Genomic DNA, 13763 nt, shown 5'->3' with positions numbered 1-13763 from the left:
CAGCGATTTACAGCCGGACCGAGGCATCGCTGAAAGCCTTCAGTTATTCTGAAGGCAACGTTATCGCTTTTGCTTTCAAATTACTGGGGATCCCTCAGCCCGTCAGGGAGTGGGTGCCAACTCCCTGCTTTTGCTGACATTTAACAAATCAGATCTTGCTCCCAATGAATAACCACACATCGTGTAATGATTTGTTTAATTACATTCATTAACGAGGGAGCATTATGATCACCATTGAGTTTATTGTCATTATCCTCTGCCTGCTGGTAGGTACCCGCTTCGGCGGGATGGGCCTGGGGCTGATAAGCGGCATCGGCCTGTTTATTTTGAGTTTTGTCTTTGGTCTGCAACCCGGTAAACCGCCGGTTGACGTGATGCTCACGATCCTGGCCGTCATCGGCTGCGCGGCCACACTACAAACCGCCGGTGGCCTGAACGTGATGATGCAATTCGCAGAGCGCCTGCTGCGTAAACATCCCCAGCACATCACCCTTCTCGCGCCGTTTACCACCTGGATGTTGACCTTTCTCTGCGGGACCGGCCACGTCGTCTACACTATGTTTCCCATTATCGCGGATATCGCCCTGAAAAAAGGCATTCGCCCGGAACGGCCGATGGCGGTGGCCTCGGTGGCCTCTCAGATGGCGATCACCGCCTCCCCCGTTTCCGTGGCCGTCGTTTCGCTGGTCTCAATTCTGGGTGCGCAGCACGGTATCGGCCACGCGTGGGGGATCCTCGAAATCCTCGCCGTTTCCGTACCGGCCTCACTGTCTGGCGTCGCCATTGCGGCACTGTGGAGCCTGCGCCGGGGGAAAAACCTCGCAGACGATCCTGAATTTCAGGAAAAGCTAAAAGATCCGAAACAGCGGGAGTTTATCTATGGGGGAACGGAGACGTTGATGGATCAGCGTTTCCCTAAACAGGCCTACTGGTCAACGTGGATCTTCTTCGCCGGGATTGCCGTTGTGGTCCTGCTGGGTGCGTTGCCCGAGTTGCGTCCGGCGTTTGAGATCAAAGGCAAAATGACGGCCCTGTCGATGAACCTTGTCATTCAAATGATGATGCTTATTGCCGGGGCCATCATGCTGATGACCTGTAAGGTTAATGCGTCGGCCATTTCAAACGGAGCGGTATTTAAGGCGGGGATGGTCGCCATCTTCTCGGTGTTTGGCGTGGCATGGATGAGCGATACCTTTTTCCAGGCGCATCTCGACGAACTGAAAATGGCACTGGAGGGGGTAGTGAAGAGTCATCCCTGGACGTATGCCATCGTGTTGTTTCTGGTGTCGAAACTGGTCAACAGCCAGGCCGCGGCCTTAACCGCAGTCGCCCCGATGGGGTTGATGTTAGGCATCGATCCGAAAATGCTGGTGGCCTTCTTCCCGGCCTCCTACGGCTACTTTGTGCTGCCCACCTATCCGAGCGATCTGGCCTGTATTGGATTCGATCGCTCCGGCACCACCCGCATCGGTAAATTCATCATCAACCACAGCTTTATTCTGCCGGGTCTGATTGGCGTCAGCTGTGCCTGCGTGGTGAGCTATCTGCTGGTGCAGACGTTCTTTTGAGCCTTCTGTGGGCGACAGACTCTGTCGCCCTTCGACGTAAAATCAGAAAACGGTTTCTAATTTTAAAACATCGGTTTATTTTAATGTGACTCACCCTGCGGCGTGAAGCGCAGTTCAATCAGCGCGATCGCTTTCTGGATCGCGCGGAGCGTAACCGGGTCCGCCGCAGCAGGATGATTGGTGAAATCGATGTTTTTTAGCTGGGTCGACATCTTTTCGCGTACCTCAACCGGCGCGATAACGTCAATCACATCAAGGATTTGTTTGATAACCAGCTGGCAGGCGACGACGTCAGATACCAGTTCCTGATCGGCGCTCAGGTTTTGTGACATGGGGTTCTCCTTATTCAAAGGCCGCCATAGTAGCAAAACAGACGCCCTTCCATCTCCCTCTCGTCGTCCGCAGACATAAAAAAACCTGCCGAAGCAGGTTTTTTTATCAGAACATCGCACCCGGTGGGACGTCTTTAAACGTTGTGCAGTAGTTAGCCCACATGCTTTTCAGGATTTTGCGCAGTTTCATTATGTTGCTCCAGTAACGTGTTATGCAGGTGTTATTATCAATACGCTTATAATATGACCACCATCACAAAAATCAACCATTTTGTGACCTGCATCACAGTTAACAAACCCTCAGTGCTGCCGGTTTGTTAAAAAAAGGCATGATAAATCCGCACGTTACAGACTTATAAATTCCAGTAAATTTTTATAAAATTTTTTGAGCGGGCAGGAAGAGAATGAGTGAAAACGTATCCGGCAAAGAGAGCCATGGATTATCGCCTGCGGCACTGCTGGTGGCCGGTGCTTTCTTTATGGAGTTTCTGGACGGGACGGTGATCGCCACCGCATTGCCGGATATGGCAAAAAGCTTCGGCGTACAGGCCGTGGATCTGAATATCGGCATCAGCGCCTACCTGATCACCCTTGCCGTGCTGATCCCCGCCAGCGGCTGGATCGCCGACCGCTTCGGCGCGCGAAAAGTATTTGCCCTCGCGCTGGCGATCTTCACGCTGGCCTCGGTATTTTGCGGCCTGTCCACCACGCTCGAGGAGTTTGTCGCAATGCGCGTCTTCCAGGGCATGGGTGGCGCGCTGATGGTGCCTGTGGGTCGCCTGGCCGTGTTACGTACAACGCCAAAGCATCAGCTCATCACGGCAATCGCCACCCTGACGTGGCCTGCGCTGGTCGCGCCGATCATCGGCCCGCCGCTGGGCGGGTTCATTACAAGCTATGCCGACTGGCGCTGGATCTTCTTTATTAACGTGCCGCTGGGGATAATCGCCATTTTGCTGGCACTGCGAATCATTCCAGACCTGCATGAAGATACGCGCCGACCGTTTGATTTACCGGGTTTTGTGGTCACCACCCTTGCCATGGTGAGCCTGGTTTATGCGATGGAGTTGATGGGCGCAGAGCCTCTGCGGACAGGATTAACCGCCACGCTGTTTATCGTCGGTGTCGCCGCGTTGAGCCTGGCGCTGCGCCACTTTAAGCGGGCAACCTGGCCGATGATCAGGCTCGATGCGATGCAAGTGCCGACGTTTCGCGTCACCCTGTACGGCGGATCGCTGTTTCGCGCCTCCATCAGCGCGGTTCCGTTCCTGTTACCGCTGATGTTCCAGGTCGGCTTTGGCATGGACGCGTTCCATTCTGGCCTGCTGGTGCTGGCCGTTTTCGTAGGCAATCTCACCATTAAACCGGCGACGACGCCCCTGATCCGCAGCCTGGGGTTTAAGCGGCTGTTGCTGATTAACGGTTCACTGAATGTCCTGGCGCTGCTGGCCTGCGCCTTTCTTACGCCGCAGACTCCTGTGTGGCTCGTCATGCTGATCCTCTATCTGGGTGGCGTTTTTCGTTCGATCCAGTTTACAGCCATCAGTACGCTGGCCTTTGCGGATGTACCCTCTGCGCAGATGAGCTATGCCAATACGCTGTTTTCAACCGCAACGCAGCTTGCCGTGGGACTTGGGATCACGCTCGGGGCAATTGGTATTCGTATCGGGGAAAAAGTCAGTGAGACGATGGGGATTGCCGGCATGCCGGGAATGAGCTTCCGGCTGGCATTTGTGGCGATCGCGCTGATCTGCCTGGTGGGAATGGTTGACACGCTGCGTCTGACCAAAAATGCAGGCAGCGCGGTATCATCGAAAAAGTAAGGCTCTGTGCCGGGCGGGCAACGCACCGCCCGGCAAAGGAAATCAGCCAACAATACCGCGCACGAAGGCTTCGATCTCTTTGTCCTGGCAGTTCTCGAAGAAGCACTGCTGGAAGCGCTGGCCTGAGACGGCGGTTTTAACCAGCTCAGGATCGATTGCACGCAGGGTATCCAGATAGTTTTCTTTTACCACCGCCGCTTTCACCTGGTTCAGAATACCGGCGTTACGCACCTGCGGCTCCTTACGCTCTGGTGGATAGCCTTCGCCATTGCGTCCGGTAAACGCTTTCTCAAAGATAAAGCGTACGTTCAGTTCTGCCCCCCAGCCGAAGCCCTTCGCAAACGGCAGAGAAAGCGCGTTACCGTTGTTGATTTGCGCGAACAGGAAAGCATCCGCAGGATCGATGCAGTAACCGCAAATCACACCCGGATGGATGTTCAGGGACATTAACGCGCCCTGCCCGGTACCGCAGCCGGTGACAACAAAATCAACGGCTTTTGCGTTAAGCAGAATGCTCGCCATGATGCCCAGGTGAATATAAGTGAGATGATGATCGTTCTCATCACTCATACCGACGTTATAGACCGGGAAACCTTTCTCATCAGCAACGGCTTTCAGCTCATTAAGGATGATGGGATTCTTAGCGGCCTGGCTGTTTTCCATCATCAGTGCAATTTTCATCTTGTCTCTCCTGAATGCATGGCGGGCGATCCCGCTGTGGATACCTTTTCAACTTAACCTTACTATCAAACAAACGCACTTTCAAATTAAGTGAAAACTTGTTTTAAAAAACAAAGATGCGCTCACAATTTCGCGCGGTGGCCCGGCTCGTTGTAGAGTGAAAGGGCAGATCCTCCGGCTATTCCGGCCATTGCGTCCCGTCGCGTTGGTTACAATGGCGTATTTCCCGTCACGCAGAGTGAAACATGAAACGTGTAATCATAGCCGGAACGATCCTGTTGCTCGCCGGGTGCAGCATCAACCGTCAGGCAGAAGTCAGTAGTACGGATGCCCCAAACGGAATTGTGCGCCTCGACTATGGCCAGACCATGCTCCAAAACGCCTGGTCTGATGACTATGTTAATAACGGTACGGCAACAAAGGCCTGCCAACGCATGGGCTACGCCTCCGCGTCAGCCTACGGGCAGCCGATTAAAACCTGCACCCTGATCAGCGGTTCACTCTGTCTGAACGAAAGTGTGACCATTCAGTATAAATGTCAGGGATATGCCGTTACCTCTTCCAGCCAGAATCCGTGGTATTAACCGCGACTGCCAGTCACGCTGGCAGTTTATTTAATAAGAACAAAAACAATTCTCATTAATAAATACAAATGGCGGCAATGCGTTTTATTCCCATTCGTATTTTTAATAAATAAATATTTATTTTACTTTTTGCAAATAATTAAATAACAAATTATAGTGTCGCTCATCGTGAACCAGAATTAATAAACCGGAGCTGCACCATGTTAAAAACTGAAATGATCGACAAGCTCAATGCGCAAATGAATCTTGAGCTATTTTCTTCCCTGCTTTATCAGCAGATGAGCGCCTGGTGCAGCTATCACAGCTTTGAAGGGGCTGCCGCCTTCCTGCGTCGTCATGCCCAGGAAGAGATGACGCACATGCAGCGTCTGTTTGATTACCTGACGGACACCGGCAGCCTGCCGCGCATTGATAACGTGGTATCGCCTTTCGCCGAGTACGGCTCTCTTGATGAACTGTTCCGTGCCACCTATGAGCACGAACAGCTGATCACCCAGAAAATAAATGAACTGGCTCATGCCGCCATGACCAGTCAGGATTATCCAACCTTTAATTTCCTTCAGTGGTATGTGGCTGAACAGCACGAAGAAGAGAAGCTGTTTAAATCCGTGCTGGATAAATTATCTCTGGCAGGTAAATCCGGGGAAGGTCTGTACTTCATTGATAAAGAGCTGTCGACGCTCGACACGCAGAATTAATAGAAAAGCGGTGCTGAGTTTTCAGCACCGCTTTATTCAATGACGGCAAATTTTACTTTCGTGCGTGGAAAATCCGTCTGCTGCCGGAATGAATTTTCCGCGCGCCGCCAGAAACGCCACCAGCTCCGCGGCTGTCATTTCCGAAGCTGAACAAGTATGGAAACGCGCCGCTTCGCCAAAGCGGGCATGTATCGCCTCAACCAGACTCTGCTCCGTATAGCGCTCACCTGACTCAATCATCATATTCAGCACGTCGTGTCCGTGAATTGACATCATTACCTCTCGCAAATAAAAAGCAGACTAAATGCTCCCTCCACGGCACGCTTTGCGCTGGCGCAGGTTCCCCCTTTCTTTTTGTAAATTAATCATTACACCCTATGTAACGGTGATTTGACGAGATGGTGCTTTTACCTTACTCTGCGCCGCAGAATGAGTCGCGGTATGGAAGCGTTGTAGAGGAAAGCGTGAAGAACAGAACTCTGGGAAGTATTTTTATCGTCGCCGGAACGACAATTGGCGCAGGAATGTTGGCCATGCCGTTGGCTGCCGCCGGCGTCGGGTTTGGGGTTACCGTAGTGCTGCTGGGCGGTCTTTGGGCCCTGATGTGTTACACCGCGCTATTATTGCTGGAGGTTTATCAACATGTCCCTGCCGATACCGGCTTAGGCTCCCTGGCTGCACGCTATCTTGGACGCTACGGGCAGTGGATCACCGGTTTCAGCATGATGTTCCTGATGTACGCGCTGACCGCCGCCTACATCAGCGGCGCCGGGGAGCTAATTGCGTCAAGTATCAATGACGGCTTCGGTGCGTCGCTTTCACCGGAAACAGGCGCCATTGTCTTTACGCTGATCGGTGGCGGTGTGGTTTGTGCGGGCACGTCGCTGGTCGATCTGTTTAACCGTTTTTTGTTCAGCGCCAAAATTCTCTTCCTTGTTGTGATGCTGGTGCTGCTGGCACCGCATGTGCACAAGGTTAACCTGCTCTCCCTCCCGCTTGAGAAAGGTCTGGCGCTTTCGGCCATCCCGGTGATTTTCACCTCTTTCGGTTTTCACGGCAGCGTGCCGAGCATCGTGAGCTATATGAACGGGGATATTCGCAAGCTGCGCCGCGTCTTTGTGATCGGCAGCGCCATTCCGTTGATTGCTTACCTGTTCTGGCAGCTGGTGACGCTGGGCAGTATTGATTCCACCACCTTTATCGGCCTGATGGCAGAGCATTCTGGTCTGAATGGATTCCTGGTTGCCCTGCGTAACGTGGTGGCCTCTTCACACGTGGAGCTGGCGGTACATCTGTTTGCAGACCTGGCGCTGGCAACCTCCTTCCTTGGCGTGGCGCTTGGCCTGTTTGACTATATGGCGGATCTGTTCCAGCGTCGCAATACCGTTGCCGGACGCTTACAGACGGGGGCGATGACCTTCCTGCCGCCGCTGGCCTTTGCGCTCTTTTATCCGCGCGGGTTTGTGATGGCGCTAGGGTATGCTGGCGTGGCGTTATCGGTACTGGCCCTGCTGCTGCCTTCCCTGCTGGCGTGGAAGAGCCGCCAGCAACATCCGCAGCAAGGATACCGCGTGGCGGGTGGTAAGCCGCTGCTGTGCGTGGTGTTTGGTTGTGGGGTGGTGATTATTCTGGTGCAGATTTTGATTGCAGCGGGGATGCTGCCGGAAGTGGGATAACTTATTTATACAGGTCCTGAGGTACTGTTCCGTTCACCTTAAGATCAACAGAATATGATTTTTTCACAGTATGTGAACGGGATAAGGGGGCCGCCGCGGCCCCCTTATCAATCCCCGCGGCCCCGCGGAAAATCGGTGCTTCGCACTGCGCTCACCTCCCGACCATCTGCCTGCGGTCGGCTCAACTCGACATCCTGTCTCGATTCGCCTCTGGCCGCCATCCATGGCGTCCAGCCCTTGTCATCTGGTCTCCGGTTCGCCGATTTTAGCGGGGACTCAACACCCTTGCCCCATTCAGGCCACAGTAATTAATGATTTAATGCAGGCAGCAACTCTTAAACTTCTTCCCGCTCCCGCACGGACACGGATCGTTACGTCCCACCTTCAACCCGTTCACGATCGGCTTTTTCGCTTCCGGCTGCTGCGGATTAGCCACCCAGTAGTTGTACAAACGCAGCGCCGCAGGCTGAATGCTCTCGATGCTGGCCATATACTCCTCTTCGGTCAGCGCATCCAGCTTCTCGCTGTTCTCTTCCGTCCCGTGGAGGGCAATCACCGCCAGATCCGCTTCCAGCGCTTCCGGCAGGGATGACCAGTCCGTCAGCGCCACGCCGCGCATGTAGCCATAGCACCACTCTTCCACTACAGTATAGCTCTGACCGTCAACGTCGTTATAGCCAAACAGCGGTTCAAACTGATCCGGGTATTCGCTCAGGCGCTCGGCAATATCGTTCATGTGCTTAAAGCAGAGATCGATAAAACGGTTCATCTCACGATCGTTTTTCCAGCGCGGAATATACTTCTCGCCACCCCATACCGCCACCAGCCAGGTGTCGGGCTCCACCACAACGGGACCGGAAAGTACTGCGGTAAGCATGCCGTCCAGTTCGGACACGTCAATCACGGATGCATCGTCGTGTCCGTAAGAGATTAATGTCTCTTCCAGCCACGCCATCTCGCTTTCATTTAATGGGCCTTCAGCCATTGCTGATACTCCTGATAAAAAAAACGATCCTGACATATATCGCCGCGCATGCCTATCTGAAGTTTAGGTCTTTATTGCTGCAAAAACGTGCAAATCGTGACCGTTGCACAACTTATGGGCTTTGTTGTTAAGGAGATGTGATCTCCGCTGTAAATTCATCTCATCCCGCAAAGGCGCATAAAACGGCGCTCTATACTCAACGTGTTGTGACCCGGTCAAGGGATTAACCATTCTGGCAACCTTTTTGCTTAATGTTCTGCGCGCTTCGCGGTGCGTGGGATCCTCGCCGTATTAAGCACGAGATTGCTTCTAAAGTGCATTTTGTTCTCGCTCTTGTTTTTGGATTTACGATGCCATCAGGCGTTCGGGTTTATACCTGGTGCAAAAACCTCTTTGCTAAGGAACATAATAATGTCGCTGAAATTTACCAAAACTCCCCTCTCCCTGTTGCTGGCCGGTTGTCTGGTGACGGCCTTTTCTGCACAGGCCGATATCGTGATCGGCGTGGCCGGGCCGTTCACAGGCCCGAACGCAACCTATGGCGATCAATACTGGCATGGCGCTACGCAGGCGGCGGAAGACATTAACGCCGCTGGCGGGATCAACGGTGAGAAAATCAAACTGGTTCAGGGCGATGACGCCTGCGAACCCAAACAGGCCGTTGCCGTCGCCAACCGCTTAGTCGATCAGGATAAAGTGAAAGCGGTCGTCGGCCACTTCTGCTCCTCGTCGACCATGCCCGCCTCCGAGGTCTATAGCGATGCCGGGATCCTCTCCATCACCCCCGGCTCAACGAACCCGCTTATTACCGAGCGGGGCATGAGCGATATGTTCCGCATGTGCGGACGTGACGACCAGCAGGGCCAGGTCGCCAGCGATTTTATTCTTGATAAGCTGAAAGCCAAACGGGTCGTCATCATCCACGATAAAGACACCTACGGTCAGGGGCTGGCGGACGCCACTAAAGCGGCGCTGGCGAAACGCGGCGTTAAGGAAGTGATGTACGAAGGGTTGTCCCGCGGGGAGAAAGACTTTAACGCGCTAGTGACCAAAATTGGCGCACAAAAACCAGACGTGGTGTTCTTCGGTGGCTGTCACCCGGAAGCGGGCCCGCTGGTTCGCCAGATGCGTGAACAGGGCGTGCAGGCGAAGTTCTTCTCGGGAGACTGTATCGTCAATGAAGAGATGGTCACCGCCGCCGGTGGGGCGCAGTACACCAACGGTATTTACATGACCTTCGGTAAAGACCCGCGCCTGATCCCGGACGGAAAAGCCGTCATCGAGAAATTCCGCGCCGGTAAATTTGAACCAGAAGGATACACCCTCTACGCCTACGCGTCTGTGCAGGCTATCGCAGCGGCATTCAAGGCCACGAAAGGGACGGATTCCGCAAAAGCCAGCGAGTGGCTGAAGGCCAACCCTGTCGACACGGTGATGGGTAAAAAAGCCTGGGACAGCAAAGGTGACCTCAAAGTGTCTGACTACGTGGTCTACCAGTGGGACGACAAAGGCAAATATAAAGAAGTGCCATAACGGGACGGAATCTGCTCAACGCCGGCAGGTCTGACTGTCGGCGTAACCCTTTATTCAGGTGCGCGACCATGAGTACATTCTTCCTGCAACAATTAATTAATGGCTTAACGCTGGGTTCGGTCTACGGTCTTATCGCCATCGGCTACACCATGGTGTACGGCATCATCGGTATGATCAATTTCGCCCACGGCGAAGTGTATATGATCTCCGCCTATCTCTCGGCCATTGGCCTGGCCCTGCTGGCGTTTTTTGGACTCCACTCCTTTCCGCTGCTGATCCTGGGAACCCTGGTTTTCACCATCGTGGTCACCGGCGTTTATGGCTGGACGATTGAGCGCATCGCCTATAAGCCGCTACGCAATTCGACGCGTCTGGCGCCGCTGATTTCGGCCATCGGGATGTCGTTGATACTGCAAAACTACGTCCAGCTCAGCCAGGGCCCACGGCAGCAGGGCGTACCGACCATGCTGGATGGTGTGCTGCGTTTTCACCTCGGCGAAGGGTTTGTCCAGATAACCTATACCAAAGTCTTTATTCTCATCGCCTCGTTCGCGGGCATGCTGGTGCTGACCTGGATTATCAACCGTACCCGCTTAGGGCGCATGTGCCGTGCGGTGCAGCAGGATCGTAAGATGGCCTCCATTTTGGGTATCAACACCGACAGAATTATTTCGCTGGTTTTTGTTATCGGCGCAGCCATGGCCGGGCTGGCGGGCGTGCTGATCACCATGAATTACGGCACCTTTGATTTTTACGTCGGGTTCGTTATCGGCATCAAGGCCTTTACGGCGGCGGTGCTGGGTGGCATCGGCTCTCTGCCCGGTGCGATGCTTGGCGGGCTGATTCTGGGCGTCGCAGAAGCGCAATTCTCCGGGATGGTGAACTCGGATTATAAAGACGTGTTCTCGTTTGGATTGCTGGTATTAATCCTGATCTTCCGTCCTCAGGGGCTGCTGGGCCGCCCTGTCGTGGCTAAAGTGTAAGGAACAACGCGATGACCTCTGACGGCTTTTCCCTGAAGCGCTGCATTCTGGACGCGTTTTTTTCCGGAATGATCGCCCTGATTATTTTCGGCCCGATTGCGGGCGTCATACTGGATGGTTATAGCTTTACCTTTGACGGCCAGCGGCTGGCGTGGATTGTAGGCACGGTGATGCTGGGACGCTTTTTGCTGAGCGCCTTTTCAGCTACGGCGGCCGGAAGACGTTTACAGGCGCGGTTTGAATCCGACAATGCGGGGGTGTATGTCCGGCCACCGGCGTATAAAAGCCGCATGCGCTGGATCATTCCGCTGATTGTCACGCTGGCGATCTGCTTCCCGTTTGTGGCCACAAAATACGTTCTGACGGTCGCTATACTCGGACTGATCTACGTCCTGCTCGGTCTTGGGCTGAACATTGTCGTTGGCCTGGCAGGGCTGCTGGATCTGGGTTATGTCGCCTTCTATGCCATCGGCGCTTACGGACTGGCGCTCGGGTATCAGTATCTGGGGCTTGGGTTCTGGAGCATGCTGCCGCTGGCGGCGCTAATGGCTGCGGGCGCGGGCGCCCTGCTCGGCTTTCCGGTGTTGCGCATGCACGGGGATTATCTCGCCATCGTCACGCTCGGGTTTGGCGAGATCATCCGTCTGGTGCTGAACAACTGGCTTACCTTCACCGGCGGGCCTAACGGCGTTTCAGCCCCTGCCCCGACCTTTTTTGGCCTGGAGTTTGGCCGACGCGCCAAAGAAGGCGGCGTCCCTTTCCACGAGTTCTTCGGCCTGACCTATAACCCCAACATGAAGTTTATTTTCATCTATGCGGTACTTTTCCTGGTAGTCATGCTGGTGCTGTACATTAAACACCGGCTGACCCGAATGCCCATTGGACGGGCGTGGGAAGCGCTCCGTGAGGATGAGATTGCCTGCCGTTCCATGGGGCTGAATCACGTTCTGGTCAAACTCTCGGCCTTCACCCTGGGCGCATCGACGGCAGGTATCGCCGGGGTGTTTTTTGCCACCTGGCAGGGGTTTGTTAACCCCACCTCTTTCACCTTTTTTGAATCGGCCCTCATCCTCGCGATTGTGGTCCTGGGCGGGATGGGCTCCACCGTCGGCGTCGTACTGGCCGCCTTTGTGCTGACCGTCACGCCGGAACTGCTGCGCAGCTTTGCGGAATACCGCGTGCTGCTGTTTGGCATGCTGATGGTGGTGATGATGATCTGGCGTCCTCGCGGTCTGATCCGCATCAACCGCAGCGGATTTGCCGTGCGTAAAGGAGTGGCGCCATGAACGCAACGATTTTGCGTGTAGAACATCTGATGATGCACTTCGGCGGGATCAAGGCCTTAAACGACGTCAATCTTGAGGTGCAGCGCGGCTCTATTACTGCACTCATTGGGCCTAACGGCGCGGGAAAAACAACCGTCTTTAACTGCCTGACCGGTTTCTACCGGGCCTCCGGCGGCAACATTCTGTTCAATGCACGAAATAAAACTACCAATGTCATTCAGGTGCTCGGCCAGAAACTCCAGCCGGGCGACTGGCTCAGCCCGGCGCAGCTTGGTCAACGCCTGTTCTATAAGATGTTTGGCGGCACGCATCTGGTGAACCGCGCGGGTCTTGCGCGCACGTTTCAGAACATCCGCCTGTTCCGCGAGATGTCCGTTGTGGAAAACCTGCTGGTGGCACAGCACATGCGCGTCAACCGCAATCTGCTGGCGGGGGTGCTGAACACCCCTGCGTATCGTCGGGCAGAGAACGAGGCGCTGGACCGGGCGTTTTACTGGCTGGAGGTGGTGGATCTGGTAGATTGCGCGAACCGTCTGGCCGGGGAAATGTCCTATGGCCAGCAACGACGCCTCGAAATCGCCCGCGCCATGTGCACCGGCCCGGAGATGATTTGTCTCGATGAACCTGCTGCCGGTCTGAACCCGGTGGAGACGCACAAGCTGAGCGAGATCATCCGGTTCCTGCGCGACCACCACGACATCACGGTTTTGCTGATCGAGCATGATATGGGGATGGTGATGGGCATTTCAGATGACATCATTGTGCTCGATCACGGCGATGTGATTGCCAGAGGTAAACCGGCTGAGATCCAGCACAATGAAAAAGTGATTGCCGCGTATCTGGGCACCGACGAAACCGAGGTAAATCTGTGAGCGCACCGATGCTTCAATTTCATAATGTGGACGTTTTTTACGGGGTGATCCAGGCGTTGAAGCAGGTTTCACTTGAGGTAAACAAAGGGGAAACCGTGGCCCTGATTGGCGCTAATGGCGCGGGGAAGTCAACATTACTGATGTCTGTCTTTGGTCATCCCCGGATCCGCAACGGGCAGATCCTCTTCTGCGGCGAGGATATCAGCCACAAATCCACCCACTATGTTGCCACCGGCGGCATCGCGCAGGCACCTGAGGGACGACGCATTTTCCCGGATATGTCTGTAGAAGAGAACCTGCTGATGGGGACAATCCCCGTCGGCAATCAGCATGCAGCTGAAGATATGCAAAGCATGTTCGACCTCTTCCCTCGCCTCAAGGAGCGGCGTAATCAGCGGGCGATGACGCTTTCCGGCGGTGAACAGCAGATGCTGGCTATTGCCCGGGCACTGATGAGCCGTCCTAAACTTCTGCTGCTGGATGAACCCAGCCTCGGCCTCGCACCCATCGTGGTTAAACAGATCTTCCAGACGCTGCGCGAACTGGCCCGTAACGGAATGACGATTTTTCTGGTCGAGCAGAATGCCCACCACGCGCTGAAGTTGTCCGACCGCGGCTATGTGATGGTTAACGGGCAGATTCGGTTAAGCGGCAGCGGCGAGGCGTTGCTAAAGGATCCGGAGGTGAGGAAGGCGTACCTGGGCGGCGTGTGAAGCCTGGAGGCTATAGTGAGAAAAACTCA

General features: G+C 54.6%; 15 protein-coding genes. 10 read left to right on the top strand and 5 right to left on the bottom strand.

Annotated features, from left to right (window positions below):
• Positions 1-224 precede the first annotated feature (224 nt).
• Complete coding sequence (locus INF86_RS16010; RefSeq protein ID WP_022648521.1) at positions 225-1568, top strand: anaerobic C4-dicarboxylate transporter; 1344 nt, start codon at positions 225-227, stop codon at positions 1566-1568.
• Positions 1569-1648: 80 nt separating this feature from the next.
• Here INF86_RS16010 and INF86_RS16005 read toward each other — a convergent pair whose 3' ends face one another.
• Positions 1649-1900 (bottom strand): DUF2766 family protein, encoded by a 252-nt coding sequence (locus INF86_RS16005; protein ID WP_003859683.1) that lies wholly within the window; start codon positions 1898-1900, stop codon positions 1649-1651.
• A gap of 106 nt (positions 1901-2006) precedes the next feature.
• The gene (gene azuC, locus INF86_RS16000; RefSeq protein ID WP_003859682.1) at positions 2007-2090 is read right to left on the bottom strand and encodes a stress response protein AzuC; all 84 of its coding nucleotides are present in this window, start codon (positions 2088-2090) and stop codon (positions 2007-2009) included.
• A gap of 214 nt (positions 2091-2304) precedes the next feature.
• On the opposite strand from azuC, the gene INF86_RS15995 reads away from it, so the two are divergent.
• On the top strand, positions 2305-3723 hold the full coding sequence (locus tag INF86_RS15995) for an MFS transporter (protein WP_193543708.1): 1419 nt from the start codon (positions 2305-2307) through the stop codon (positions 3721-3723).
• Between the two features lie 42 nt (positions 3724-3765).
• Here INF86_RS15995 and INF86_RS15990 read toward each other — a convergent pair whose 3' ends face one another.
• A complete protein-coding gene (locus INF86_RS15990) occupies positions 3766-4404 on the bottom strand; it encodes an RpiB/LacA/LacB family sugar-phosphate isomerase (protein WP_003859680.1) in 639 nt (212 codons plus the stop codon).
• A 245-nt stretch (positions 4405-4649) separates the two neighbouring features.
• Here INF86_RS15990 and yecR point away from each other — a divergent pair, with 245 nt between their 5' ends.
• Positions 4650-4988, top strand: coding sequence for a YecR family lipoprotein (yecR, locus tag INF86_RS15985; protein ID WP_022648524.1), 339 nt, complete (start codon positions 4650-4652; stop codon positions 4986-4988).
• A 200-nt stretch (positions 4989-5188) separates the two neighbouring features.
• Positions 5189-5686: a non-heme ferritin gene (gene ftnA, locus INF86_RS15980; protein WP_022648525.1), complete on the top strand. Its 498-nt coding sequence runs from the start codon at positions 5189-5191 to the stop codon at positions 5684-5686.
• A 36-nt stretch (positions 5687-5722) separates the two neighbouring features.
• On the opposite strand, the gene INF86_RS15975 is transcribed toward ftnA, so the two are convergent.
• Positions 5723-5962, bottom strand: coding sequence for a YecH family metal-binding protein (locus tag INF86_RS15975; RefSeq protein WP_038416284.1), 240 nt, complete (start codon positions 5960-5962; stop codon positions 5723-5725).
• A 188-nt stretch (positions 5963-6150) separates the two neighbouring features.
• On the opposite strand from INF86_RS15975, the gene tyrP reads away from it, so the two are divergent.
• The gene (tyrP, locus tag INF86_RS15970) at positions 6151-7362 is read left to right on the top strand and encodes a tyrosine transporter TyrP (protein ID WP_032622450.1); all 1212 of its coding nucleotides are present in this window, start codon (positions 6151-6153) and stop codon (positions 7360-7362) included.
• Between the two features lie 316 nt (positions 7363-7678).
• Here tyrP and INF86_RS15965 read toward each other — a convergent pair whose 3' ends face one another.
• Positions 7679-8347 carry a YecA family protein gene (locus INF86_RS15965; RefSeq protein WP_193543707.1) on the bottom strand — a complete coding sequence of 223 codons (669 nt, stop codon included), beginning with the start codon at positions 8345-8347 and terminating at the stop codon, positions 7679-7681.
• Positions 8348-8758: 411 nt separating this feature from the next.
• Here INF86_RS15965 and INF86_RS15960 point away from each other — a divergent pair, with 411 nt between their 5' ends.
• The 5 genes from INF86_RS15960 to INF86_RS15940 all read left to right on the top strand — a co-directional run bounded on the left by INF86_RS15960 (position 8759) and on the right by INF86_RS15940 (position 13734).
• Positions 8759-9880 carry a branched-chain amino acid ABC transporter substrate-binding protein gene (locus INF86_RS15960; protein ID WP_023300472.1) on the top strand — a complete coding sequence of 374 codons (1122 nt, stop codon included), beginning with the start codon at positions 8759-8761 and terminating at the stop codon, positions 9878-9880.
• Positions 9881-9948: 68 nt separating this feature from the next.
• On the top strand, positions 9949-10863 hold the full coding sequence (locus INF86_RS15955; RefSeq protein WP_003859667.1) for a branched-chain amino acid ABC transporter permease: 915 nt from the start codon (positions 9949-9951) through the stop codon (positions 10861-10863).
• An 11-nt stretch (positions 10864-10874) separates the two neighbouring features.
• Positions 10875-12149 carry a high-affinity branched-chain amino acid ABC transporter permease LivM gene (gene livM / locus INF86_RS15950; RefSeq protein ID WP_193543706.1) on the top strand — a complete coding sequence of 425 codons (1275 nt, stop codon included), beginning with the start codon at positions 10875-10877 and terminating at the stop codon, positions 12147-12149.
• Positions 12146-13021 (top strand): ATP-binding cassette domain-containing protein, encoded by an 876-nt coding sequence (locus tag INF86_RS15945; RefSeq protein WP_023300474.1) that lies wholly within the window; start codon positions 12146-12148, stop codon positions 13019-13021. The genes livM and INF86_RS15945 overlap by 4 nt, the downstream gene beginning before the upstream one ends.
• Complete coding sequence (locus INF86_RS15940) at positions 13018-13734, top strand: ABC transporter ATP-binding protein (RefSeq protein WP_193130223.1); 717 nt, start codon at positions 13018-13020, stop codon at positions 13732-13734. Before INF86_RS15945 ends, INF86_RS15940 begins: the two co-directional genes overlap by 4 nt.
• Positions 13735-13763: the final 29 nt, after the last annotated feature.

It is taken from the genome of Enterobacter cloacae complex sp. I1M (assembly GCF_014982425.1).
Taxonomy (GTDB): Bacteria; Pseudomonadota; Gammaproteobacteria; order Enterobacterales; family Enterobacteriaceae; genus Enterobacter; species Enterobacter intestinihominis.
The sequence above is the reverse complement of the archived record's forward strand: the minus strand, read 5'-3'. Positions and strand labels throughout refer to the sequence as shown.

Coding starts and splice junctions, on each gene's coding strand:
- INF86_RS15965 (WP_193543707.1), bottom strand. CDS start 8,347: ATGGCTGAAGGCCCATTAAATGAAAGCGAGATGGCGTGGCTGGAAGAG.
- azuC (WP_003859682.1), bottom strand. CDS start 2,090: ATGAAACTGCGCAAAATCCTGAAAAGCATGTGGGCTAACTACTGCACA.
- INF86_RS15955 (WP_003859667.1), top strand. CDS start 9,949: ATGAGTACATTCTTCCTGCAACAATTAATTAATGGCTTAACGCTGGGT.
- INF86_RS16005 (WP_003859683.1), bottom strand. CDS start 1,900: ATGTCACAAAACCTGAGCGCCGATCAGGAACTGGTATCTGACGTCGTC.
- INF86_RS15990 (WP_003859680.1), bottom strand. CDS start 4,404: ATGAAAATTGCACTGATGATGGAAAACAGCCAGGCCGCTAAGAATCCC.
- INF86_RS15945 (WP_023300474.1), top strand. CDS start 12,146: ATGAACGCAACGATTTTGCGTGTAGAACATCTGATGATGCACTTCGGC.
- INF86_RS15995 (WP_193543708.1), top strand. CDS start 2,305: ATGAGTGAAAACGTATCCGGCAAAGAGAGCCATGGATTATCGCCTGCG.
- INF86_RS15960 (WP_023300472.1), top strand. CDS start 8,759: ATGTCGCTGAAATTTACCAAAACTCCCCTCTCCCTGTTGCTGGCCGGT.
- yecR (WP_022648524.1), top strand. CDS start 4,650: ATGAAACGTGTAATCATAGCCGGAACGATCCTGTTGCTCGCCGGGTGC.
- livM (WP_193543706.1), top strand. CDS start 10,875: ATGACCTCTGACGGCTTTTCCCTGAAGCGCTGCATTCTGGACGCGTTT.
- INF86_RS16010 (WP_022648521.1), top strand. CDS start 225: ATGATCACCATTGAGTTTATTGTCATTATCCTCTGCCTGCTGGTAGGT.
- ftnA (WP_022648525.1), top strand. CDS start 5,189: ATGTTAAAAACTGAAATGATCGACAAGCTCAATGCGCAAATGAATCTT.
- INF86_RS15975 (WP_038416284.1), bottom strand. CDS start 5,962: ATGATGTCAATTCACGGACACGACGTGCTGAATATGATGATTGAGTCA.